Genomic DNA, 24918 nt, shown 5'->3' on the forward strand with positions numbered 1-24918 from the left:
ATTACTTCGCTTTGCTTACTTTATGTATCTACTTCACGCACTTACTTCGCCAGGACCAGCGTGTTGACATCGTCCTGTACGTAGTAGAAACCGTCGCCTTCCGGCGTCATCGCGATACCGAACAAGTCGCCATTGCCCGGCGGCGATTGCGCCTTGTCGGTATCGATCCAGCGTGCATACAGTTGCTTGCCCGTCGCCGGATCGATCTCCACAACCTGGCCGTTCAACGCGTTCGTCACCAGCAAGTGCCCGTTGGGCGCCGTCACCATCGCGAGCGGCCGATGCAGGAAACCATCGGCGGTCAACTGGCGACCGACACCCGCGCTGGTATCGCGCGTCATGGGGTCATCAATTTCCGTCACGCGGTTGCCGATGGCATCGGATGCATACAGCAGCTTCTGATCCGGCGATAACGCCAGGCCAGTGGGTCCAACGAGGAACACGCCCTTGTCGGCCTGAGCGCCAAATCCGCTGGCGATCACCGTTTCCTGCTTGACGACGGGCACCTTGCCTTCCGGGATATCCAGGTCGAGGCGAAGAATGGTTGCCTGCTTGAAGACCGGCGGATTGCCGTCCGCACCGCCCACTCCGAAGCCCGCGTTACTCACGAACAGCGTGGCGTGATCGCCGTTATCGACGACCGCCATGTTGCCCCACGGGTCGTTGATGTTCGCACTCACGATAGTCGACGCGACCTTGCCCTGGTTGTCCAGCACGATCAGGCAGCCCGCGCCCTTGGTGCCGGTCGTGCCGTCGTTGCTTGGCGTGCTGCCGACGATCACCCAGCCCGACTTCAGCATGGTCATCGCGGTGGAAAGTCCGATACCGCCCGGGCAATTCTTCAGGTCGCGCGGCACGGTGGCGAACACCGTCATCTCTTTGGTGTCGGGATGATAGTTGATGATCGTGCTGCCGGTGCCCTGCAGGTTGGCGGCGTTATTGAAGTTGCCTACCAGTACGTCGCCCTGCTTGACCGTCCCCGACGACACCGGCGCGACCACGATTGCATACGGGTTCTGGTCGCCGTTGGACGGCACGGTATTGATGAGCGTGGTGTGCTTGTGCAGTGTCTCGAGGAAGCCGATTGGCGCTGCGTGCGCCACGCTGCTGACAAGGCCGCCCACCAGCAACGCGGCCGATGCAACGGTCGACAGCGTGACCGAAAGCGCTCTGGATTTGATAAGTTGTTTCATACAAAAGCCTCGGGTGCGTGCGTTCAAGATCACGCCGATCAGAAAGTGATGGTAGTGCGCACGCCGACGACGAACGTGTTGCGCAACGGCTGCGTGGGATCGTTGGGATTCTGGCCCGCGCCCGCGTTGAAGGTGTATTGCAGATCACCCTGCATGACCCACCACGGGTTGACCTGGTACTGATAGGTCGCCTCCACCGCGGTTTCCTGCGTACGAATTCCGTATGGGCCGCCGCTTGCGGCTGCCGCGGCGATATCGAGGTCATGCACGTGGTTGCCGACCTTGATGTAGGCGAGGCCAATGCCCACGCTGTCGTTGTCACGGCCGGCGAACGGGGCTTTCATCACAATGCCCGCGTTGGCGCTGAAGCTCACCAGGTTGCGATCACCCGGCGCGCCCATCACGCGCGCAAACACGCCAATGCTACGGGGTTCGTCAGGGTCGGGACGCCAGATCATCTGATCCGCGACAGCGTAGAAACTGTAGTTGCCGTTATGGTTTTGCGGCGTGCCGCTGCTCAGCGGATTGGCGAGCGACAGGCCGGTGTTGTCAATGTTCTGGTCAGCGAAGCGTTCGTTGTTGTACCAAAAGCCAATCTTGTACGTACCGGGCAAACCGGATTGCGGAACGCCGACCATTTCGCCGTCTGACGGCTGATTGATCGAGTACTGCAATTCGCCGATATACATCGCGCCGTTATGCAGGTTGAAGTTCGTTCCGCTGAGATTGTTCGGGTTGTTGCCGAGCGGATCTGCGTCGAACACGCCTGCGAGCGCGGTCAATGAGGGCGTGATCTGGCCGCGTACGCGCACGCCGAGTCCGGACAGCGGATACGCCGGTCCACCCGAAGGCATGTCATACGACGGCAATCCCGGCCAGCCGAACATGGTGTTCACGAACGTGGCCGCGTAGCTGCTGACCATGAACTCCTGGTCAATACTCTGCTGGCCGACCTTCACGTCCACGCGCTTGTTCAGGAACGACTGCTGATACCAAAGCTCCCACAGCCGGGTGGTGTCCTGCGCTTCAATCCCGCTCGCGGTATTCAGCGTGCCGAGGTTGAACTCGCTCAGGTTACGGCCATGAATTTGCAGCGCGCTCGCGTTGAACGTTCCGCCGGGCAGGCCGAAGGCTTTTTGTGTATCGAGGCCGAGGGTGACGGTGGTCAGCCCGTCATACGTGCCGCCGGTTTTCAGGCCGCCGCGCGTGTTGTCCAGATATTCCGATACTTCCGTCGCTTGCAAAGTCACGCCGTACTGGCCGAGGAATGAGCGGATGCCGCCCATGTCGCCAAGCAGGGTTGAGCGTGACCAGACACCGGTCCATTGACCCGCCTGTTGCGCCTGGATGTTCAAGTCGGCTTCGGGCGCGTCTGAAGGGGTTGCGTCCGGGTTGGCAGGCGCGCCCGCGGCGAATGCTGCCGATGAAGCCAGCGCGAACAGCGCCACGCTGGTACCGAGCACCACCCGGCGAAGGCTGAAGGGCGCACTACGGCGAGGTGCGCTAAAGCGCTTGTGGGCAGCGCGCAGGGTCGCGTCGGGGCGTGAATCGCGTCGCGATTCAGCGCGCGATTCGCGCGGAGCGAGCTGGACGGGTTGCATCGAAATCCTCTTTCTTGTTGCGACGGCTGCTAACGCGTCGTGTTGATTGTTCTAAAGACGTTCTTACGACACGCGCCATAAGTGACGTCCTCCGGGCCACCATCCAGAAGGCACCAGCGAAGCGAATCGTACCCACGCCAAGTTTGAACGTCAATATAAATGAGAACGATTCTCATTATAATTACAGAGAGGTGAAATCTACCTTACAAGAAGCCATTTCTTACGGCTTCATAACTCCTCTATTCGAAACCGTTTAGTAATGTCTTTGATATATATGAATAAAGGATGAGATATGAATGGCCGCTGCACCCCTCCGCTTCATCTTGTGCCGCAATCTTCAGGGTCGAACCGGATAGTTGAACGTCCGCATCAGGGTATTGCCGGAGTAGATCAACGCCGACGCCAGCGCCAGCTTGGCGAGCTTCGGCAATCCGCTTGAACCCGCTATGCTGAAATCCGCATTGTCAATGCGACGAACTGCCAAGACGCCGCTAATTTGGCTTCCTAAATTGCATCTGCTGCTGGTCGCCAGCGAGTTAGTTCGACGAGCTCAACCGGCTTAACTCCCTTTTTCGTCCACACGATAATGGCAACACACGCGGGCAAGTCCCGTCTTGCTCCAAGCGTGCCCGCCATGGTGCAGTCGTGTATCGGGACAGTGGGAAAAACCGAGTTGAAACCCGGAGTTGAAAATGTGTAGATAAAACCAAAACGCGAAAGCAAAACCTGACCGCCTTGCTCGCCGGACCTGTCCAACCCCGAAGGAGAATAAAAGTGCATCTTCGAACACATATCAAACCGCTTGCCTGGATTCTTGCGTGCGCTGCCGCCACCTTGGGTGCATTGCCGTTATCCGCCGCTGCCGACACATTCGACGTCAAGGTCGGCTTTGCCGCCCCGCTGACGGGCGCAAACGCGGGTTACGGGAAGGACCTGCAAAACGGCGTGCAACTGGCGCTGGATGAAGCGAACGCGAAGAAGATCCAGATTGGCGGCAAGACGGCCAACTTCGTCATTCAGGCTGAAGACGACCAGGCCGACCCGCGGATCGGCGTGCAGGCGGCACAAAAACTGGTCGATGGCGGCGTGGCCGTGGTTGTCGGCCACTTCAATTCGGGCACGACAATTCCGGCGTCGCAGGTCTACCAGAACGCCGGCATTCCCGTGATCGATCCTGCGGCAACGAATCCGACCATCACGCAGCGCGGCTTCGACAACGTCTTCACCGTCATTTCCAGCGACGCCCAGAACGCCGGGACCGCCGGGACGTATGCGGTGACGGTAACGAAAGCGAAGAAGATTTCGATCATCGACGACCGGACGGCCTTCGGCCAGGGTGAAGCCGATGAGTTCGAGAAAGCGGTGAAGGCGGCGGGCGGCTCGATCATCGCGCGTCAGTACAGTGACAACCAGACCGTCGATTTCAGCGCGCAGCTCACCGCGCTAAAGGGCGCGGGCACCGACCTGATCTTCTTTGGCGGCCTCGACCGGCAAGCGGCGGCGGTGGCGAAACGGATGAGGCAGCTCGGTATGACCGCGCAGTTCGTGGGCGGCGGCGGCGTGATGGACGCGGATTTCCTGAAGCTCGCCGGCGATGCAGCCGATGGCGCGATGGCGTGGGAATATGGCAGCCCGCTTGAAAAGCTGCCGCAGGGCAAGGCGTTCGCCGAGAAATTCCAGAAGCATTTCGGGGTGGCGATCCTCTCGTATGCGCCGTTCGGTTATGACGCTGCGTGGGCCGCGATCAATGCCATGCAGAAGGCTAATTCCATCGATCCGAAGGTGTACCGTCCAGCGCTGAAGGCTATTTCGTTCCCGGGCATTACGGGCACGATCGCCTTCGACAATAACGGCGCGTTGAAGAACGCTTCGTCGACGATGTATCAGGTCAAGGGCGGCGCCTGGGTGCCGATCGTGACAAAGAGCGGAACGTAGGAAACAACGGACGCTCGGGGACGGGGCCGCTGCTTTAAAGTCCCGCCCTCGAGCGCGAAAGAATCTCACCTGTTCATGTAAGCCTGAAGATTTACCCGCGTCACCGCAGCCTCTTCCTCGAGCCATTGGGCAAATTCCTGCAGGACCGGCGAAGGCGCCGGCCGCTCCGGATAGATCAGGTAATACGAAGCCCCGCTGGCCACGCACAGCGAAAACGGCGTAATGATCCGTTGCGCCAGCAAGTCCTCTTCGATCAGCGATAAATCCCCGATCGTCACGCCCAAACCCTGCATGGCCGATGAAATGGCGAGATCGAGCGTATCGAAATGCTGCGCTTTCGCCGACGGCAATCCCTTATATCCATAGGCTTCCAGCCATCTGAGCCAGTCGCGCCGGTCCCGCGTGGGATGCAGCAGGGTCTGGTCGGCCAGATCATCGGGCGTAGCGGTTGCAGCGCCGCCCTGCGGCTTTTTCCACAAGCCCGGCGCACACACCGGCGTCAGCACTTCATCGAATAGATGATGCGAACTCACGCCCTTTAACGTCGGCTGCCCGAACACAATGGCGGCATCGAACTGCTCTGCATTGAACTCCACCCCGTGCGATACCGCCGCCGTGACTTCAATCACAAGTTCCGGCCGTTCATTTTGCAAACGGATCACGCGCGGCAAAATCCAGCGCATTGCGCACGTGGGACATTTCACCCGCAACGTGCCCGACTGCGCCCCGCTACGCTCCAGCGCCTCGGTAATCTGCGCCAGCGCCTGCTGCAACGGTGCGAGAAGCATTGCGCCGTTCGGCGTCAGCGCGAGACCGCGCGGCTGGCGCACGAACAATGCATAACCCAGATGCGCCTCCAGCCCGGAAATCTGCCGGCTGACAGCGCCTTGCGTGATGTTCAAAACGTCGGCGGCGCGGGTGAAATTCAGTCGCTGCGCCACGACCGCAAAGGTTTTGAGCACATCGAGAGAGGGCAGCGGTTTCATTGTCGGGTCTCGTAAGCCATGAGCGGGGTTCATGGCTAGTATGACAAACTTTCGATTGTCCACGCTTTATTGCTGCTGTCGAATGACAATGGAACCTTGAATTGCGTCGTCAGGAGACAACCGTCGTGAAAAGTGCCTGGACCCCCGCGTCGAAGCTGCCGAATGTCGGCACAACCATCTTTACCGTGATCGGCCAGCTCGCCGAGGAACATCAGGCGCTGAATCTCTCGCAAGGCGCACCGAATTTCGCGTGTGATCCGAAGCTCGTGGATAACGCGGCGCGAGCCATGCGCGCCGGGCATAACCAGTACGCGCCCATGTCCGGCGTGCTCGCGTTGCGCGAAGCCATCGCGCTGAAAACGCAGCAGCTGTATGGCGGCACCTACGACCCGGGCAGCGAAATCACCGTGGTTGCAAGCGCAAGCGAAGGCTTGTACGCCACGATCAGCGCGCTCGTGCATCCCGGCGACGAAGTCATCTACTTCGAACCGTCATTCGATAGCTACGGTCCCATCGTGCAGTTGCAGGGTGCAACGCCCATCCCGATCAAACTTTCGGCGGTCGATTTTCATATCGACTGGGACGAGGTAGCGGCGGCCATCACGCCGCGCACGCGGATGATCATCATCAACTCGCCTCACAATCCGTCCGGCAGCGCGTTCACTGCGGAAGATGTCAATCGCCTCACGGCGTTGACGCGCGATTCGAAGATCATCGTGTTGTCGGATGAGGTGTATGAACACGTGGTGTTCGACGGCGCCATTCACCACAGCATGGCGCGTTATCCGGCGTTGGCCGAGCGCAGCGTGATCGTGTCGTCGTTCGGCAAGTCGTATCACGTGACAGGTTGGCGTGTCGGCTTCACGCTCGCCCCGGCTGAACTGACCAACGAGATCCGCAAGGTCCATCAGTTCATGACCTTCTCCGCCGATACCCCCATGCAGATTGCATTCGCCGAAGCACTCGGAGACGCATCGAGCTATCTCGGGCTCGGCGAGTTCTATCAAAAGAAACGCGACCTGCTCGCCGAGGCGCTTGGCGGTTCACGCTTCGAACTCTTGCCGAGCGCCGGCAGCTTCTTCATGCTGGCGCGCTTCGGCGCGTTCTCCAATGAATCGGACAGCGACTTCGTGCTGCGCCTGATCCGCGAAACCCGCGTCGCGACCATTCCGTTGTCGGCGTTCTACACAGACGGCACGGACAACCGCATCATCCGTCTCAGCTTCGCCAAGGACGACGACACGCTGCGCGAAGGCGCACGGCGCTTGTGCGCAGTTTAATGGTTGCTTTCAATAACAACATCCAACTTCCATCCATAGGGAAACGCTCCATGAAAAACACCGCTCGCGTTCTGTCGGCCGCCCTGCTGCTGGCCTCATCGTTGTGCAGCGCTGCCGTGTACGCGGCCGAGTCCGATACCTTGCGATACGGCGTGGAAGCGCAATATCCGCCGTTTGAATCGAAGGCGTCGTCCGGAGAACTGCAGGGGCTGGATATCGATGTCGGCAATGCGGTATGCGTCGCGGCGAAGATGAAATGCGTGTGGGTCGAGACCTCGTTCGACGGCTTGATCCCGGCTCTCCAGGGCCGCAAATTCGATGCAATCAACTCTGCGATGAACGCGACCGATCAACGCCGCCAGGCTATCGACTTCACGACGGTCGTGTATCGCGTGCCCACGCAACTGATCGCGAAGACGGGCAGCGGGCTTGAGCCGACGGCGGCATCGCTGAAGGGCAAGAACATTGGCGTATTGCAGGGTTCGATCCAGGAAAGTTTCGCCAAGGCGCATTGGGCGAACGCGGGCGTGAATGTCGTGCCGTACCAGGATCAGAACCAGGTTTATACGGACCTGAAAGCTGGCCGCCTCGACGGTACGCTTGTGCTCGCCGCATCCGGACAATCGGCCTTCTTGTCCAAGCCGGACGGCGCGGGATACAGCTTTGCCGGCGGCTCGGTCAGCGACGACAAGATCCTCGGCAGCGGCATTGCATATGGCATCCGCAAGGACGATGACGCGTTGAAGCAGCGCCTGAACAAGGCGATTGCAAAGCTCAAGGCGGATGGGACAATCGCGAAGTTCGCGAAGAAGTATCTTGGCGATATCGACGTCTCTGCTAAATAAAGTGGTTTTAAACAAGGGATATCCGAAGTCGATGCAAGCTTGATGGCCGGATGAAGGCCGCAGCCTGATCAGCGAGGTTTTTTGAACGCTGGCACACTGCGGCCTTCGTTGTTGGCACAATCGGCCGCCGCGTTTCACGGCGCGGCCGCTTTCTCCGGATATCCCATGAGCACTGCGCCTGCCGCATCGCCCGCGCCCTCCCCGCCGCCGCCGTTGAAAGGTGGCCAACTGGTTCTTGCGACCATTGCCGTGGCGCTTGCCACGTTCATGAACGTGCTCGATTCATCGATCGCGAACGTCGCTATCCCGACTATTTCCGGCAATCTCGGCGTTTCCGTCGATGAAGGCACGTGGGTCGTGACCGTATTCGCCGCGGCCAACGCGGTGTCGATTCCGCTGACCGGCTGGCTGACCCAGCGGATCGGGCAGATCAAGCTGTTTGTCGGCGCAATTTTGTTGTTCGTGATTTCTTCCTGGCTTTGCGGGCTCGCACCCACGTTGCCGATTTTGCTCGCCGCGCGCGTGTTGCAGGGCGCCGTTGCCGGGCCGCTGATTCCGCTGTCGCAGGCTATCTTGCTGGGTTCGTATCCTAAGGAGAAAGCGTCGATGGCGCTTTCCCTTTGGGCGATGACCGCCGTTGTCGGACCAATCGCCGGACCGGCGTTAGGCGGCTGGATTACCGACAGCTATAGCTGGTCGTGGATTTTCTATATCAACATTCCGGTGGGACTTTTTGCAGCCAGCGTGACCTGGTTTATTTACAAGTCGCGCGAATCGGCCACGCGTAAAGCGCCAATAGACACGGTTGGACTCATGCTGCTGATTGCGTGGGTGGCATCGCTGCAAATCATGCTCGATAAAGGCCGCGACCTCGACTGGTTTTCATCGCCGGTGATCGTCTGGCTGGGCATCATTGCGCTGATTGCGTTTGCATTCTTCGTGGTCTGGGAATTGACCGAGAAGAATCCGGTCGTGGATTTACGCCTTTTCGCGGGACGCAATTTCTTTGGCGGCACCGTCGCCATTTCCGTGGCTTACGGCGTGTTCTTCGGCAATCTGGTGTTATTGCCGCAATGGATGCAGCAATACCTCAATTACCGTTCCGTCGATGCGGGGCTGGTAACCGCGCCACTCGGCATTTTCGCGGTGATTCTCGCGCCGGTCATGGGCCGCGTTTTGCCTCGCACCGATGCGCGTGTTGTCGCGACGATGGCGTTTATCGGTTTCGCAATCGTGTTTTATATGCGCTCGAAGTATGTGATCGAGATAGATACCTGGCATCTGGTCCTGCCTACCCTGTTGCAAGGGATTCCGATGGCGTTGTTCTTCGTGCCGTTGACGTCGATTATCTTGTCGGGACTGCCGCCGTCGAAGATTCCCGCTGCTGCGGGTTTATCGAATTTCGCACGGGTTTTTTGTGGCGCGGTCGGAACGTCGCTGTGCGGCAATGCATGGACCAATCGCATTGCGCTTCATCACGAACGTCTGACGGAACAGGCGAACGTGAATAACCCGCTGTTCATGCAGTCGATACAGACGTCGCAGGGGGTATTGCATGTCAACGAAGCTCAGGCGCGCGGTTTATTCGATTACACGGTGAATACCCAAGCCGCGATGATGGGACTGAACGATATCTTTTTTGCTTCCGCCGTTATCTTCATCCTGATTATTCCGCTTATCTGGATTACGAAGCGGGCGAAGGGTGGCGGCGGTGGGGCGGCGGCGGGCGCGCATTGAAGTGGGTGTGGGGCTGGACGAAACTCGGGGGTTTGTGCGGTCCCTTCCGGTCCACCCCGCGATCCCAGCCAGAAAACGAGTAATGGTCGGTTCAACCGCTCTGTGCAACGTGTCAGCAGAGCGTGTGCCGCCTCGCGATGCTTCATCTTTTCCTAGTCGCAAATCGCGATAATCTGGTTCAACTGCTCGCATGCAGCTGCAAACACCTCATCGGGTGCTCGCTTCCACGGATGGGCCTTCGCTCCCCGCGCCCGCCAATCAAAAGACTTGGGCTGATGTCCAAGCACGTAGCTTGTAACGTTTTTCGGCCCCTGGAACTTGATTGCAAACGGATTGGTGTCGTTGAACGCGGCTGTTGTCATCGGAAGGCCGATAACGATCCCGGTCCGTTCGTTGAATGGCTTCGGTGACAGGACCAGCATAGGGTGCATATCCTTCATCTCGCGATCGACCTGAGGGTTGCAGTCAATCCAGATAATGTCGCGCCGATCCGGCGCCCACAAAGCAACTACCATCAAAACGCCTCTACACCCATGCGGCTCGTGGCCACTACCTCACCGCTATGCGTTGCGGGATCGAACTTCGCCAGCTTCTCCGCAAGCGTGAGCTTGCGGGGACCCACCGGCTTCACCGTCACGCCGACCTCGTCAGTTGTCACCTCGACTTCCTGACCAACCTCGAAATGCGCAGAGCGTGCGATGGCGGCGGGAAAATGGACAGCCAGGCTGTTTCCCCACTGCTGGATCGTGAGCGTCGCTGTTTTGGCCATGATGCCAACCTCCTGTGAACGTTGAGACAAGTCTATACGCTTTGTCAAAAGGTTTCGACATGTCTATACGGCGATTGCAGACGCCTTTCCGGGGTCGTCCGAGAGGTAAAAACCACCCTACCCCTTCCGAAACGTAATGTGCGACACCCTCCGCACCATCAGCACCGCCGATAACGCCGCCACCGCAGTCAGCGCGATACCAATGTGTATCGACTGGACGAGCACCTCGCGGGCGCTCTCGATCATCGCCGGCCCATCCAGCCCGGCCGGCGCCAGATCCGCCAGCAACTTCGCACGCAACACGGAATCGATGAGAATTCGCGGATCGGCAAATCGTGGCAGCCACGCCGTACTTACCGGCTCGCCGAGCACCCGCAGCGTGCGCGTAATCACGTCCCGATAATGATGCTGCACGATCACCGCCACCACGCTCGTCCCAAGCATCCCGCCGACCATTCGAGTGGATTGAAGCAGCGCCGTGGTAATGCCGAAGCGCTCACGCCCGGCAATTTCCTGCCCGAATACGTTGAGGTTATTCAGCACGAAACCCAGGCCAATACCAATGCCCGCCATCGGAATTTCGATCCAGATATGCGGCGTGAAAGCATCGGCGAAAGCCAGCGCAATACACGCGAATAACAGCAACGTGAATCCTATCGACAAGATGAACGTCGGCTTGCGCAAATGAATCACAATGCGCGTATTGATAAAACTGCCGATGGCAATAAACATCGCAATTGGCGTAGCCAGTAATCCGGCCTGCTGAGGCGATAAACCAAAACCGCCCTGCAGCAAAAGCGGCGCGAAAAAGATCAGCGAAAACATCACGAAACCCGACAGCATCGACAACGTGAATAACGTGACAAGCTGCGGGTCCTTGAAGAGGTCGAGTGGAATGATCGGATGAGTCGCGCGACGCTCGCATATCAATAACGCCACGGCGCCGATCGCCACGCACGCGGCCAACACCACGTTCCCCGTAGTGAGGCCGCTCTTCGGCACGGCTTCAATGAATGCCTGCAAGCCGCCGAGCACCAAGGCAACCAGCACCGCGCCCGGCCAGTCGATCTTCACCGCCCCCTCGCGCGGCCGATGGAAATTCGGCAAATGCGCCCAGATGAAATAAAACGCGGCAATCCCCACCGGCAGGTTGATCAGGAAGGTCGAGCGCCAGCCCCAGTGCTCGCTCATCCAGCCGCCGAGCGACGGCCCCGCTGCGGTCCCGATCCCGTACGACGCCGCCATCACCACCTGCCAGCGCACCCGCAAACGCGGATCGGGAAAGAGATCGGGAATCGACGCGAACGCCGTGCCGACCATCATTCCGCCGCCCACGCCTTGCAAGCCGCGCGCGATCACGAGGAACAGCATGTCGTTGGCGACGCCGCATAGCACCGAAGCCGCTGTGAACGTGACCACTGCGGCAATCACGAATTTCTTGCGGCCGAAATAATCGCCAAGCCGGCCGAAGACCGGAACGGTCACCACCGACGCCAGCAAATACGCGCTCGCAATCCACGCGTAATACTCGAAACCATGCAATTCCGCGACGATGGACGGCAGCGCCGTACTGACCACGGTCTGGTCAAGTGCCACCAGCATATTGACGAGGCCAATGCCGAGCATCGCAAGAAGTGCGTTGCGGAAAGGCAAGGGTGATCTGGATTCGGGATGTGGCGTGGAGGCGGAAGAAGAAGCGGATTGCGGAGCGGATTCAGACACGGGCGAGGAGTTAGGAGAGTAAAAGAGAAGAATCGATACAAACATCGCATCCCGGATTGTATGACGTCATTATTTCATCCGGCCGGTCAGGATCGAACCGAACACGTTTAAACGCGGAACATTACTCAAATTATTACTGTCGACCATTTGTAAGCCGGCTCAAGCCGTGCAATCAGGCATTTCAACCGAAGGAGAACCGTATGTTCAAACGAATCGTCGTGGCCATTGACGGTAGCCGTACCTCGCGCCGGGCATTCGAATCCGCGCTCGAACTCGCCGCCACGCATGGCGCGATACTGCAGCCTTATTACGTGGTTGAAAACGCCCCGGTCTATTACGACGTCCCGGGCTACGACCCATCCATCCTGCGCGACGAGCTCGCCGACGAAGGTGCCAAACTCGCCGACGAAGCGAACGCCGAGATGAAGCAGCGCGGCGTGCAAGGCGCCGTGGTGATTGCCGAGGGTACGTCGGTGGACGACGTCGCGGAGATGGTGCTCGCCGGCGCCGCCGCGTTCAACGCGGACCTGCTTGTGATGGGCACGCACGGCCGCAAGGGTTTCCAGCGGCTGATACTCGGCAGTGTCGCGGAAAGATGCCTGCGCCAGGCAACGCTGCCGGTGCTGCTGATTCCCGCCGCTTCCGGGACCGATGCCGCGCCTGCATCAAAGGAAGAATGAAGCTCCCGGGCGGCCGCAGAACGGGTTCTCACGCGACGTTTTGCCACCCGGAGGGCGATCGCATCGATGGGACAATTTCCTTGTTCCAGATCAAAACGAACTAAAAGCGAGCGAGCCATGCAAACCGTCCACGAGACCCCCGTTCCTCTGCCCAGCGCCCCCTCGCGCCACGCCACTCATTGCTCGAGCTGCGCGTTAAGGCACTACTGCCTGCCGCAAGGGCTCTCTTCCGACGACGTCAACAGGCTGCAAAAGGTGGTCGTCAACGCTCGGACGATCAAGCGGGGCGAAACCCTGTTTCGCGTCGGAGACACCTTCGACACGCTCTACGCCGTCCGCTCCGGCTCGATCAAAACGGTGGTATCAACCGCGAATGGCAACGGCCGCGAACAGGTCATGGGCCTTCATCTTGGTGGCGATCCACTCGGCCTCGAAGGATTCGATAATGGCCGGCACGCCTGCCACGCCATCGCCCTCGAAGACAGCTCGGTCTGTCTCGTTCCCTACGTGCATTTTGAGCGCGCCTGCCGCGAAACCAGCGCCCTTCAGCGCCGGCTGCTGCAGTTGCTGAGCCGTGAAGTCGTCCGGAAAACCGCGCAAACCCTCATTCTCGGCACGTTGCGCGCCGACGAACGGGTCGCCGCCCTGCTGCTCGATCTCTCTGCCCGGCTGAGCCATCGCGGTTATGCGGGCCACGAATTCAACCTGCGCCTGACACGCGACGACATGGGCAGTTTTCTCGGCATCACGCTGGAAACCGTCAGCCGGACGCTCTCGCGTTTTCAGGCAAAAGGCCTGATCGATGCAAAGGGCAAGCTCATCCAGATCCTTGACTTCGACGGCCTGCGCGCGATCTAGCACATCCGCCAGTTTCCGGCCCGTTTGTGACCCAAGCAGGCTTGGCATGTCCTCTGCTACGATTTATCGTTTTGCATCGGCCCGTGCCCGGAGACAAAGCGAAATGAATCGCGAACCTACCCCGCTGCATCCGCTGCTCGCCCGCCTGCGCGAAGCGCGCCAGATCACCGACGCGTTGTTCGCCATCGTCAAACGCGAATTCCTGTATGAGCGCCCGATTTCCGAGCGGCATCGGATCGTGTTCTACATCGGGCATCTGGAGGCTTTCGACCGCAATCTGTTCGATCAGCGCCTCTTCGACCTGCCCAGCCCGAATCCGGAGTTCGACCAGTTGTTTGCGTTCGGCATCGATCCCGTCGATGGCGGCCTGCCGAGCGACCAGCCTCAAGACTGGCCGTCGCTCGACACGATTCGCGCGTATGTGCAGCGAATTCGTGACGACATCGATACGCGTTTCGATTCCGTCGAAATTACAAAACGTGAAGATAAGCACGACAATTCCAGCGCGCCGGAGACCACGCCCGAGACGCTGCTGGAGGTCGCGATCGAGCACCGGCTGATGCACGCGGAAACGCTCGCGTACATGTTGCACCAGTTGCCGCTGCATCAAAAGACCGGACCTGACGTCACCGAAGACACTGCGAAACATCCGCTCGACAATACGGCGGCGCGGGAAATGGTTCACGTGCCCGCGGGCAGGACGACGCTCGGCCTGGCGCGTGACAGCGGCACGTTCGGCTGGGACAACGAGTTCGGCGAGCATAGTGTGGAGGTGCCCGCGTTCGAGATGGACCGCTACATGGTGACGAATTCGGACTGGCTGGATTTCATCGATGCCGGCGGCTACGGGCATCGCGATTACTGGCGGGACAGCGACTGGGCGTGGAAGGAGCGTGAAGGCATCGACAAGCCGGCGTTCTGGGTACGCGATGAATCGCCGGCGGATTCTTCGGGAGATTGGAAGCTGCGGACCATGTTCGCCGAGATCCCGTTGCCCGCGGACTGGCCGGTGTACGTGAGTCACGCCGAAGCCAATGCGTATGCGAAATGGGCGGGCAAGTCGCTGCCGACTGAAGCGCAATGGCAACGTGCGTCGGAGGCGGCCCCGCATGCCCAGCAGGGCAATTTCGATTTCCGCCGCTGGGAACCGTCACCGGTGCAGGCTCACCCGGAGAATCGCAGCGCGGCGGGCGTGGTGGGGCAATTCGGCAACGGTTGGGAATGGACATCGACGACCTTCGGGCCGTTACCCGGCTTCGAGCCCTTTCCGTTCTACCTGGGTTACTCCGCGAACTTCTACGACGGCCAGCATTTCGTGCTCAAAGGCGGCTCGCCACGCACGGCGGCCTGCATGCTGAGACCGAGTTTTCGCAACTGGTTTCAAGCGCATTACCAGTACGTGTATGCGGGGTTCCGTTGCGTGCGGGCGTGACGAATATGCTTTGGCTGCAGCAGTCTGCATGCTCGATCTGACGTTTAATGTCTGATAGGTGATTCGCGATTCATGATTTGTAAGGGCTGTCCACGGTTCAACGGCGCCCTGATAGCGACGCTGTAAAGCGGCTTGAACAGTCCCTTCGCGTTAAACCCAGGTGGCAGCATGGCTGCCTCCGGTCTAAAGATCCAGGACCAGCTCCTGGCTCAACGCCCGCGATACACAGCAAGTCAGATACTCTCGTTTCTCGTCGTCTCCGAGAATGCAGTCGTTGTGTTCCACCTCACCCGACAAATACCGCACCTTGCACGTACCGCATAATCCGGCCCGGCACGAGGTTTCAATCGCCACACCCGCCTCCTCCAGCGCGTCGGCAATGCTCTGGTCTGCTGACACCGGGATCTGCTGCCCGGTGCTCGCAATCCTCACGATGAACTCGCCCACGGCCGCCGCGACGGTCTCACTCACGTCCCGTTCCGGCGCCTTGAAATGTTCGAAGTGAACGGTTCCGCGCGTCCAGTGTTCAGTTGCTGCAGCGCACGCCTTCATGAAGCCGCCCGGGCCGCAGTAATACACATGCACACCGGGCGCGGTCTCCCTCAACAAGCCCCTTAAATCCAGTCCCTTGGAAGGATCGCCGTTATCGAAGTGAAATTGCAGCTTGCCACTGGCATGCAATGGCGCAAGTTCGGCCGCGAATGCCGTGCAGCTTTCGTCCTTTGCGCAATAGTGCATGTCATAGTCGATACCCACTTCTTCCAGCCGATGCGCCATCGCTTTCAACGGCGTCACGCCAATACCGCCAGCCAGCAGGATGACCTTGCTGGCATCGGCGGCAAGTTCGAAGTTATTGCGCGGATAACTGATGCGCACCTTGTCCTGCACATGCAAGGTATCGTGCAGCGTTTTCGAGCCGCCCCGGCCCGCGTCGTCGCGCAAGACCGCAATCACATAGCGATGCCGTTCGTCAGGCGAATTGCTTAGCGAGTACTGACGGACGAAACCATCGTTCAGATGGATATCGATGTGCGCGCCCGCCGTGAAAGCGGGTAACGCTTCGCCCGATGGATCGACGAACTCGTACGAGTTAATGCCTCTGCCTTCGAAGCGGATCTGGCGCACCATTAAATTGAGTGTGTCACCGTCCGCCGGTTTGTCTGAACTTGCCATTGCTTTTCCTTGCAGGTCTTCATAAGGACCGGGCAACTTGTGTTGGCCGGTCCTTCGCTGAACCGTTCAACCCTTCACCGACGCCTCGAGCGCATCGAACTTTTCACGCACAAATGCCGCTCGCTCGTCGCCCTTCAGTGTCTCGCTTTCGGTCAGGATCGCGACAATCCGCTTCGTCACATTGCGGCGATTCGCGACCTCCTGTTCGACGGTCTCGCCTTCCGGAATATCGAACACGTTGCCCGAGCAATAACTATTCGGCGCACCCGCGTTGGCGCGGAACCATTCGGCAAAGTTCTCCGCCGACGCTGCCGGGTTCGCGCCGCGTACCGCGTCGCGCAGCATCTTGCGAAACAGGAACAAGCCGGCGTCGAACTTCGTCGGATTCTCCAGCGCATGAACCGCGATCGGCCGCTGGCTGATGATGGCTTCGTAATCGCCAGGGGCATATTGAGCGTCCTTGTAGTTCTCGCGCTCACGATGGTTCGGCGGAATCGGCGGCAAGTCCTCCAGCTTGTATTTGCCGAAGCGCTCAGGACGACGCATGGCTACCTGCCCTTCAAGGAAATCGATCGACTCGTAGCCGACCAGCGATTTATCACAGATGCCGCGCGTATCGATGCCCGGGCCCATCACGCGCCAGCCGATCATCTTGCTGTTTTCATCGTCGACAGGAACGGTCCAGCGGATGATGTGGAAACGGCTGAACAGCTTCTTCTTTGAACCATCTTCCGACGTATAGGCGTGCAGGCTCAGGTTGGGCAGGACCTGATGCTGGACGCGCACGAATAGCCTGTCTTTATCGACGCGGCGAGCGCCCGCGCACGCAAGGCTCCGGCCTTGCTGCACCGGCACGAAATGCATGTCGGGCGCGACTTCCATGGACTTCGCGCCGACTTCGTCGAACGTCGTGCCCTGGTACTTGCCGTTCACCACGTTCTTGCCCGCGTGAAGCGCGGTCGGATGATAGTTGTCCGCGGCGTTGTCCTGCACCTGCAGCCAGTTGCAATGCTGGAAGTTGCTGTAGGCCACGAGTTCATCGCCGGGCGCGACGGTGAAGTCGCCTTCCCATTCCGGGAACGGCGGCTCCTTGTCGGGTGGCCCCATGTATGCAAACACCAGACCATTGCGCTCTACAGCCTTGTACGCGCCCTGCTGGATCGAGCACGCGTATTTCTCGGCCTCTTTTTCTTCACCGTTGGGAAATGGGACATGGAGACAGGTGCCGTCTACGTCGAAGACCATGCCGTGATAGCAGCACTTGATGCCGTGCTCCTGGATCGCGCCATATTCAAGCGATGCCCCACGATGCACGCAGTGCGCGTGCAGCACGCCCACCCGGCCGCTGCCGTCGCGAAATGCAACCAGCTCTTCGCACAGGATCTTCAGGAAACGCGGGGTATCGGTGAGTTCGATCGACATGCAGACGGGATGCCAGAAAGCCCGCATGTATTCGCCCATTGGCGTGCCGGGTCCTGTCTCGGTCAGCTCCGGATCGTGACCCGGAACCTTGCTGGTGTAGTACCCGCCAAACGGCACGAGCTTCTTCTGCACCACGCCACCACCGGCGCTTTTCTGACCTTCTGCTTTGTCTGACTTGATATTCATGGGGATCCTCTGCTGGGTTTATCCATCTTGTCGAGCCGGCTTGTCCGTCCGTCTCGATTGTCTTGATTTTTATACGTTCGCTTTGTGCTCTAGATTCTGAACTCCGAACTCTGTATACAAAGATACGATTCAGAGTGCCGCGCTGTCTCTACAGGTAAACGCTTGGTCCTTTCCGCTTGGTCCTTTCCGCTTGGTCCTTTCCGCTTGGTCCTTTCCGCTTGGTCCTTTCTTTTGCGCTATCCGGTCAAGCCGTTTGACGCTGTCCCGTGCCAGCCTGTAACCTGTTGAACTCTGTATCCAAACTTTTATCGAGAGCCATCATGGTCGCCAAACTTCTGAAGCTTCAGGCACGTACCGACTATGTCGATGAAGTCTACAAAGTGCTGCTCGACGCGATTAGCGAAGGATCGCTTGCACCGGGAACCCGCATTACGCAGGAAGAAATTGCCGACCAGCTTGCGGTCTCACGGTCACCCGTCTTGCAGGCGCTGCGTCTGCTCAAGAAAGACGGACTCGTGCAGGACGCGCCGGGGCGCGGTCTTCTTGTCACCCCCCTCGATCCCACCTGGATCGCCCATCTCTACGAGATCCGCGGCGCGCTCGATTCGCTTGCCGCGAGTCTTGCGGCACAACGCGGCGCGAAGCTCGATAAAGCACTGATCACGCGAGGCCGCCGCGCGTCGAAAGGCGACGACGTGAAAGCCATGATCGACACGGACTGGGCCTTCCATTCCGCCATCTACCTTGCATCGGGCAATCCGTTGATCGCTGAGACCGCGCATCTTCACTGGGTTCATCTGCGCCGGGTAATGGGCGCCGTGCTGCAATCGTCGGCTCAACGCAAATCCATCTGGGATGAACACGCGGCGATTGCCGAGGCTATCGCCGCAGGCGACGCTCGCCGCGCCGCGGAACTCACGGACCTCCACACCAGCCGCGCCCGTGAGAACCTGGTGCGACGGCTGGGGGAGGTGCTGAGTGAAGAAGTGGAAGACGCGGCGCATCAGTCTTGAACAAGCGTCTTAAGCACGCGTCTGCACGCCGCTTTCCATCACGCGCTCGGTGTCTTTCATCGCTTCGCGTTTGCGGCTGTTCACGAGTTTCGCGGGCACCGTGAACACGAGCACACTGCCGATGATCAGGCTCGCTGCAAGCCCGAGCACGCCGTTTCCGGTTGATCCCGTTGCGGTCTGGATCAGCCCGATGACATAAGGGCTGACCACGCCCGAGATGCTGCCTACCGAGTTGGCAACGGCGAGCCCGGCCGCTGCTGCAGCACCGCCGAGAATGGCCGGCGGAAGGACCCAGAACTGCGAAATGGTCGTCATTACACCCATCGTGCCAACGGTCAGTGCAAGCATTGCGATCGGCGTGGAATGCGCATACGAAACGCTGAAGTACAAACCTACTGCACCAACAATCCCCGGCAGCGCAAGGTGCCAGCGGCGCTCGCCGCGAGCATCCGAACTGTGGCTGACGAGCACCATGGTGATGGCTGCCGCGGCATACGGAATCGCGCTCAGCAAACCGATGTTCAACGGATCGGACACGCCGCTCGCCTTGATCAAGGTAGGCAGCCAGAAGCTCACGCCGTAGAGGCCCATCGTGAAAAAGAAGTAGATCAGGCTGAGCAGCAAGACCTTCGGATGCAGGAGACCGTCCTTCACGGAATGCAGCACATGCGCCGACCGTTCCTCGACCAATGCGCCTTCAAGGAAGGAACGCTGTGATGAGGAAAGCCATTTGGCGTCGCTGACTTTGTCGTCGAGATAAACCAGCGCGATCAACCCCAGGATTGCGGTCGGAATGCCTTCGAGCACGAAGAGCCATTGCCATCCGGCGAGCCCATGCGTGCCGCCCATGTGGTTCATGATCCAGCCGGACAGCGGACCGCCCACCACTCCCGACATGGGGATACCGGTCATGAACAGCGCCGTGACCTTGCTGCGCCGCGACGACGGGAACCAGTAGGTGAGATAGAACAGGATTGCGGGGATGAAACCCGCCTCTGCTACACCAAGCAGGAAACGCATGATGTAGAAACTGGTCGGCGAGGTGACGAACATCATGCCGGCGGAGATGATGCCCCACGTGATCATGATCCGCGCGATCCAGCGCCGCGCGCCGACCTTCAACAACAGCAGGTTGCTGGGTACTTCGAACAGCAGGTAGCCGACGAAGAACACGCCTGCACCCGCACCATAGACGGCATCGCTGAAATTAAGGTCCTTGAGCATTTGCAGCTTCGCAAATGCCACGTTGATGCGGTCCAGATACGCGCACAAATAACATAGGAACAGGAACGGCAATAGTCGCCACGTAATCTTGGAGAACGTGGACGCTTCGTCGCGTTTGCTGAATGCGGCCGGACTAGCGGGATTCATGTCTTGTCTCCTGGGGGATCGGATAAAAGCGGGACGCCGGCCTGTCTCTTGATGGTGGCTGTTTCGTCCCAGCTTGATGCGGTTCGTTCAACGCATGGCGTGATCAGTCAAACATGTCGGGCTGCGTGGCGACGAGGTCATTCCAGATGGTCTGGAAATGCAGCCAGCCAATGTATTCGCTGCCCACATGCTCGCGGCTATAGCGGGCCCGGTCCGGTGTGACGAGCTTCGGCGTGATGCCGGTTGCATCAATCATCAATTGCTGCTGGCAGCACCGTTCCAGCGCGATAAACCAGAACGCCGCTGACTCTATGCTGTGACGGCTTGCCGTGAGCAGACCGTGATTCTGGTGGATGGCAGCCTTCACACCCTTGAACGCGTTCGCAACCTTGTGGCCCGCCTTCACTTCGACCGCGACCTGGCCGGCTTCATCGCCGATCACTACGTGGTCTTCGAAAAATGCAGCGGCATCCTGCGTGATCGGCTCGAGCTTCTTGCCGAGCGCGGCGAACGCCGTGCCGTACACCGTGTGCGCATGGCACATCGCCACAATGTCCTGATGCATTTCGTGAACGGCAGCATGCAGCACGAAACCCGCTCGATTGATCGCATGATTGCCTTCGACCACACGGCCTTCGTGATCCGAGCAAATCAGGTTCGACACCTTCACTTGCGAGAAGTGAATGGCCATCGGATTGGTCCAGTACAAGCCGGGGTTTTCCGGATCGCGCACAGTCAGGTGGCCGGCGAAACCGTAATCAAACCCCTGCAGTGCAAACGCCCTGCACGCGCCGACCAGACGTTCCTTCAAGTGCTGCCGCTGCGCCGCGGCATTCGCGAACGTCGGCAATTCCGGAAAGATCAGCCCTTCCTGGTCCGGCTGATAAATCGATACCTTTCCATCCTTCACCAGCTTTTCCGCTGCGTCGGAACGCGCTTCCATGACAGCCGCCATTTCGTTTATCTCCTGTAGAACAAGGGGGATTGTTTTCAGGGCTTAATGGTCGTCCGCGCGACGCTCATTGACAAACGATGACTGTTCATAGAAAGATGAACAGCATTCATGTATTAGCGAAAAACATTCCATCGGAGGCGGATCACGCATGCGACGAATACCGAATTTCGTGCTGTTGCGCGCGTTTGAAGCGGCCGCGCGACTTGAAAGCTTCACGCTCGCAGCGGAAGAATTGCACTTGTCACAATCCGCGATCAGTCATCAGGTCAAGGAACTGGAGACGTATTTCGGCTTGCCCTTATTTCATCGACGCAACCGCCGCGTCGAAACCACGGCCGAAGGCAGAAGGCTTTTCGACAGCCTCGGGCGCGTATTCGATGTGATCGAGGCCGCGTGCAGCGAGGTGGCTTTATCGCCGCAAGCGCAAGTGCTGGCAGTTCATTGCGCTCCCAGTCTTGCGGTGAAATGGCTCGGGCCGCGCTTGCCTAAATTCATGCAAGCTCATCCCGACATCACTATCCGGCTTTCATCGGGCGCGGAGCCGATTGACCTGACTCGCATGCATGAAGTCGATATCGCAATCAGTTACGGCATGGCGGTGGAACGTCCTGGCCTGCGCGTGCATCCGCTCGGCGCGGAGCGGATTGTGCCAATGTGCTCGCCCGGCATGTTGCGCGACGGCATAACGCTGGAGCAGCAGATTGTCGACTTCACGCTTATCGATTCACAACTCAGTCGCGTGACATGGCGCGACTGGTTCACGCTGAATAGACTGGCGTTCCCGAACAAGCCACGCCCTTCGTTTGATCGCGGCGCGCTGGCGATATCGGCCGCGGTCGACGGCATGGGTATCGCGCTCGAAACCACGCGTCTCGCCGAACGCGAATTCGCGCGCGGCGAATTGATCGAGTTTGGCGAAGGGCACTTCAAACCCTTCATGCGCGAGACGCACTTCCTGACGTACCGGACGAACGAACGCAACCTCGACAAGGTGAAGCTGTTCAGGCTCTGGCTCGCTGACATAGCGGGAATGACCGCGCAGTGGCAAGCCGACGCGGCGCTATAAGCGACTCTTGGAAGCAATCCATAATTGCATTTATAAATATAAAAATGCAAAATGCAATGCATGGAAAATAATCGCGGTTTCAATTCAGAAGCGCGGCTGACGGTAGCGAACACGTCACTTCGCTTTGTCGACTTGCCGGGCATATTCGGAGACACGCTTTACCGGTTGCCCGTCGTCCTGCGCCTGTTGCTCGAGAACGTGATTCGCAATACGAATGGCGATGAACGCCGGTTGGCGGTCGAAGGCATCGTCGAATGGCTGGAACATGGCACGAGCGAAGTCGAGATCGCTTTCCAGCCTGAGCGCGTGCTCATGCATGACACGACCAGTACGCCGGCGCTAGTCGATATTGCAGCCATGCGCGACGCGCTCGCCGAAGCCGGGGCAGACCCGGGCGCGCTCAACCCCGTTCTTCCCGTCGACGCGTCGGTCGATCACTCGCTGGCGGTCGACTATTTCGCGCGGCCTGACGCGGTGCCAATGAACCTGCAGCAGGAACTTCGCCGTAACGCCGAGCGTTACCGCTTCCTGCGTTGGGCGTCGCGCGCATTGACCGGCGTGCGCATTCACCCGCCTGGCACCGGGATCATGCACACGATCAACCTGGAGCAACTGGCGACGGTCGTATCGGTCCAGGAACGCGATGGTGAACGATGGGCTGTAGCGGACAGTTTGATCGGCACGGACAGTCACACGCCCATGATTAACGGCATTGGCGTGCTTGGCTGGGGCGTAGGTGGCCTTGAGGCGCAAACCGTGATGTTCGGCATGCCGGTCATGCAGCGTATCCCGGACGTGGTGGGTGTGCGCCTGACAGGAGCACTCAAGCCCGGAGCACTTGCCACGGATCTCGCGTTGACCGTCACGCAAAGACTGCGGGAGATTGGCGTTGCCGGTGAATTCGTCGAGTTCTTTGGTCCGGGCGTCGCCACGCTCACTGCCGGCGAACGCTCTGTCATTGCAAACATGGCGCCGGAATACGGAGCCTCCACGGGCTTCTTCCCCGTCGATCAAAGCACGCTCGATTACTTGCGCTCGACTCATCGAAACGCGGCGGCAATCACACTCGTTGAAGCGTTCACCAAGCGGACCGGCCTGTGGTTCGATCCTTCTGCCGAGCCGGTTTTTACGCGCACTATCGAGATCGACCTGAGCGCGATCGGCATGCATGTGGCGGGGCCGCGGCGCCCTCAGGATCTGCTCGATTATTCGGCTACGTCGAAAGCACTCGATACGCTTGCGTTCGTGCCCAAGGCCAACGCGTTCGGCATGCCGAAGCATCCTGTTGTGATTGCCGCCATCACCAGTTGCACGAATACATCGGACCCCGCCTTGCTGATCGCCGCCGGGCTCGTGGCTAGGAAAGCGCGCAAGCTGGGCCTGACGGTGCCGAGCTGGATCAAGACCTCGCTCGGGCCTGGTTCGCCTGCAGCGGCGCTGTATCTGGAACGTGCCGGACTTATCGATGATCTCTCGGCACTGGGTTTCGATATCGTCGGTTACGGCTGCACTACGTGCATTGGCAATTCGGGCCAGCTCACCGACGAAGTGAAATCTGCGCTTGCCGCCGAGGCAATTTATCCGGTCGCCATGTTGTCGGGAAATCGAAATTTTCCTGGCCGCATTCATCCCGACCTGGATCTTGGCTTCATCATGTCGCCGCCGCTGGTAGTCGCATTTGCGCTGTCAGGCGATGCGCAAGCCGACCTAAGCCATGACGCTGTGCAGACCACCTCGGACGGAACACCGGTCTTCCTGAGCGATCTATGGCCCACCCGAGAAGAGGTCGCCAAGCTGCTCGAACAAGCAGCGGATCCGGCCGACTATCCGCGTGCGTTTGCTATCGCCAGCGAGAATCCTGCGTGGCAGGAAATCAATGCACCCGCTACCGCGCAATTCCCATGGAACCCACACTCGAACGCCTTAAGGCGTCCGCCATTCGCCGCCGTAACCGAAGGCACGCAGTTGGGAATGTATAGCGCCTACCCATTGCTCGTCCTTGGCGACGACATCACGACCGACCATATCTCGCCCGCCAGCGCCATACCAAAGGACAGCTTCGTCGCAGACTTTCTCGTCTCCCGAGGCGATGACCGCGATGACCTCAACGTTTTTGCATCGCGTCGCGGCGACTGGGAAGTCATGATCCGCGCGGCGTTCTATAACAAGTCGCTGGTCAACCTCCTGCAACCCGGCGCGCCGGTCGCTCATACGCTGCACGTTCCGACCGGCGACATCAAGCCGATTCATGAAGTCGCAGCGCAATATCGAGCGGATGGGGACGCCGTCGTGCTCATTGCAGGCGAACGGTACGGCACGGGTTCCTCCCGCGACTGGGCGGCGAAAGGTCAGCGGCTGCTTGGAATTCGCGCCGTGCTGGCGGTCAGTTTTGAACGAATCCACCGCTCGAACCTGATCGGCATGGGCATCTTGCCGCTACGATGGCCAGCGGGCGTCAGCCCCGTCACGCTGAACATTCAGCCGGGTGATAAGGTGGAAGTTGACGCGCCGCCCGATACGCTCGCGCCGCGTTGCAGGGTCAATGTAAAGATCGTGCGGGCAGACGCGAGCGTCGAATCATTCGTCGTTACGGCTGCTGTCGAAACGCAATTGGAAGTCGCATTACTGCGCTGTGGCGGTGTCATTCCACTGATCTTGCAAAAGACCCTGGCCGCTCAAGGCAACAAATAAAAG

General features: G+C 59.5%; 21 protein-coding genes. 10 read left to right on the forward strand and 11 right to left on the reverse strand.

The features are described from left to right. Window positions 1-41: 41 nt before the first annotated feature. The 3 genes from ACSQ83_RS03240 to ACSQ83_RS03250 form a co-directional block, all read right to left on the reverse strand. Window positions 42-1193, reverse strand: a complete 1152-nt coding sequence (locus ACSQ83_RS03240) for a hypothetical protein (RefSeq protein WP_414949093.1) — start codon at window positions 1191-1193, stop codon at window positions 42-44. 38 nt (window positions 1194-1231) lie between these two features. After that, on the reverse strand, window positions 1232-2794 hold the full coding sequence (locus ACSQ83_RS03245; protein WP_414949092.1) for a carbohydrate porin: 1563 nt from the start codon (window positions 2792-2794) through the stop codon (window positions 1232-1234). A 337-nt stretch (window positions 2795-3131) separates the two neighbouring features. Then, window positions 3132-3278: a hypothetical protein gene (locus ACSQ83_RS03250; protein WP_436227194.1), complete on the reverse strand. Its 147-nt coding sequence runs from the start codon at window positions 3276-3278 to the stop codon at window positions 3132-3134. A gap of 290 nt (window positions 3279-3568) precedes the next feature. Between ACSQ83_RS03250 and ACSQ83_RS03255 the strand changes: the two genes are divergently transcribed. After that, window positions 3569-4729, forward strand: coding sequence for a branched-chain amino acid ABC transporter substrate-binding protein (locus ACSQ83_RS03255; protein WP_414949089.1), 1161 nt, complete (start codon window positions 3569-3571; stop codon window positions 4727-4729). 65 nt (window positions 4730-4794) lie between these two features. Here the strand turns inward: ACSQ83_RS03255 and ACSQ83_RS03260 are convergent, their stop codons facing one another. Next, a complete protein-coding gene (locus ACSQ83_RS03260; RefSeq protein ID WP_414949087.1) occupies window positions 4795-5715 on the reverse strand; it encodes a LysR substrate-binding domain-containing protein in 921 nt (306 codons plus the stop codon). A gap of 125 nt (window positions 5716-5840) precedes the next feature. Between ACSQ83_RS03260 and ACSQ83_RS03265 the strand changes: the two genes are divergently transcribed. From ACSQ83_RS03265 to ACSQ83_RS03275, 3 genes are all read left to right on the forward strand, one after another. Further along, complete coding sequence (locus ACSQ83_RS03265; protein WP_436227195.1) at window positions 5841-6995, forward strand: methionine aminotransferase; 1155 nt, start codon at window positions 5841-5843, stop codon at window positions 6993-6995. Window positions 6996-7045: 50 nt separating this feature from the next. Next, window positions 7046-7840 (forward strand): ABC transporter substrate-binding protein, encoded by a 795-nt coding sequence (locus tag ACSQ83_RS03270; protein ID WP_414949085.1) that lies wholly within the window; start codon window positions 7046-7048, stop codon window positions 7838-7840. Window positions 7841-8005: 165 nt separating this feature from the next. After that, window positions 8006-9577, forward strand: coding sequence for a DHA2 family efflux MFS transporter permease subunit (locus ACSQ83_RS03275; RefSeq protein ID WP_414949083.1), 1572 nt, complete (start codon window positions 8006-8008; stop codon window positions 9575-9577). 152 nt (window positions 9578-9729) lie between these two features. On the opposite strand, the gene ACSQ83_RS03280 is transcribed toward ACSQ83_RS03275, so the two are convergent. The 3 genes from ACSQ83_RS03280 to ACSQ83_RS03290 all read right to left on the reverse strand — a co-directional run bounded on the left by ACSQ83_RS03280 (window position 9730) and on the right by ACSQ83_RS03290 (window position 11972). Continuing rightward, window positions 9730-10092, reverse strand: coding sequence for a type II toxin-antitoxin system PemK/MazF family toxin (locus ACSQ83_RS03280; protein ID WP_414949082.1), 363 nt, complete (start codon window positions 10090-10092; stop codon window positions 9730-9732). Next, window positions 10092-10346, reverse strand: a complete 255-nt coding sequence (locus ACSQ83_RS03285) for an AbrB/MazE/SpoVT family DNA-binding domain-containing protein (protein ID WP_436227196.1) — start codon at window positions 10344-10346, stop codon at window positions 10092-10094. The genes ACSQ83_RS03280 and ACSQ83_RS03285 overlap by 1 nt, the downstream gene beginning before the upstream one ends. Window positions 10347-10463: 117 nt before the next feature. Then, entirely contained in the window at window positions 10464-11972 is a 1509-nt protein-coding gene (locus ACSQ83_RS03290) for an MFS transporter (protein WP_414949383.1), read from the reverse strand. 296 nt (window positions 11973-12268) lie between these two features. Here ACSQ83_RS03290 and ACSQ83_RS03295 point away from each other — a divergent pair, with 296 nt between their 5' ends. The 3 genes from ACSQ83_RS03295 to ACSQ83_RS03305 all read left to right on the forward strand — a co-directional run bounded on the left by ACSQ83_RS03295 (window position 12269) and on the right by ACSQ83_RS03305 (window position 15038). Further along, window positions 12269-12748 (forward strand): universal stress protein, encoded by a 480-nt coding sequence (locus ACSQ83_RS03295; protein ID WP_414951963.1) that lies wholly within the window; start codon window positions 12269-12271, stop codon window positions 12746-12748. Window positions 12749-12865: 117 nt separating this feature from the next. Further along, the gene (locus ACSQ83_RS03300) at window positions 12866-13606 is read left to right on the forward strand and encodes a helix-turn-helix domain-containing protein (RefSeq protein WP_414951962.1); all 741 of its coding nucleotides are present in this window, start codon (window positions 12866-12868) and stop codon (window positions 13604-13606) included. A gap of 103 nt (window positions 13607-13709) precedes the next feature. Further along, on the forward strand, window positions 13710-15038 hold the full coding sequence (locus ACSQ83_RS03305) for an SUMF1/EgtB/PvdO family nonheme iron enzyme (RefSeq protein WP_436227197.1): 1329 nt from the start codon (window positions 13710-13712) through the stop codon (window positions 15036-15038). Window positions 15039-15221: 183 nt separating this feature from the next. Here the strand turns inward: ACSQ83_RS03305 and ACSQ83_RS03310 are convergent, their stop codons facing one another. Both ACSQ83_RS03310 and ACSQ83_RS03315 read right to left on the reverse strand, forming a co-directional pair. Beyond that, window positions 15222-16211, reverse strand: coding sequence for a PDR/VanB family oxidoreductase (locus ACSQ83_RS03310; protein ID WP_436227198.1), 990 nt, complete (start codon window positions 16209-16211; stop codon window positions 15222-15224). A gap of 66 nt (window positions 16212-16277) precedes the next feature. Next, window positions 16278-17819: a Rieske 2Fe-2S domain-containing protein gene (locus ACSQ83_RS03315; protein WP_436227199.1), complete on the reverse strand. Its 1542-nt coding sequence runs from the start codon at window positions 17817-17819 to the stop codon at window positions 16278-16280. A 320-nt stretch (window positions 17820-18139) separates the two neighbouring features. On the opposite strand from ACSQ83_RS03315, the gene ACSQ83_RS03320 reads away from it, so the two are divergent. Beyond that, complete coding sequence (locus tag ACSQ83_RS03320) at window positions 18140-18832, forward strand: GntR family transcriptional regulator (RefSeq protein ID WP_436227200.1); 693 nt, start codon at window positions 18140-18142, stop codon at window positions 18830-18832. A 9-nt stretch (window positions 18833-18841) separates the two neighbouring features. Here ACSQ83_RS03320 and ACSQ83_RS03325 read toward each other — a convergent pair whose 3' ends face one another. Next, on the reverse strand, window positions 18842-20203 hold the full coding sequence (locus tag ACSQ83_RS03325; protein WP_414967652.1) for an MFS transporter: 1362 nt from the start codon (window positions 20201-20203) through the stop codon (window positions 18842-18844). Between the two features lie 103 nt (window positions 20204-20306). Further along, window positions 20307-21158: a class II aldolase/adducin family protein gene (locus tag ACSQ83_RS03330; protein WP_414951956.1), complete on the reverse strand. Its 852-nt coding sequence runs from the start codon at window positions 21156-21158 to the stop codon at window positions 20307-20309. Between the two features lie 148 nt (window positions 21159-21306). On the opposite strand from ACSQ83_RS03330, the gene ACSQ83_RS03335 reads away from it, so the two are divergent. Both ACSQ83_RS03335 and acnA read left to right on the forward strand, forming a co-directional pair. Next, window positions 21307-22224 (forward strand): LysR substrate-binding domain-containing protein, encoded by a 918-nt coding sequence (locus ACSQ83_RS03335; protein ID WP_436227201.1) that lies wholly within the window; start codon window positions 21307-21309, stop codon window positions 22222-22224. Window positions 22225-22284: 60 nt separating this feature from the next. Continuing rightward, on the forward strand, window positions 22285-24915 hold the full coding sequence (gene acnA, locus ACSQ83_RS03340; protein WP_436227202.1) for an aconitate hydratase AcnA: 2631 nt from the start codon (window positions 22285-22287) through the stop codon (window positions 24913-24915). Window positions 24916-24918 lie beyond the last annotated feature (3 nt).

The organism is Caballeronia sp. LjRoot29 (assembly GCF_964252755.1).
Taxonomy (GTDB): Bacteria; Pseudomonadota; Gammaproteobacteria; order Burkholderiales; family Burkholderiaceae; genus Caballeronia.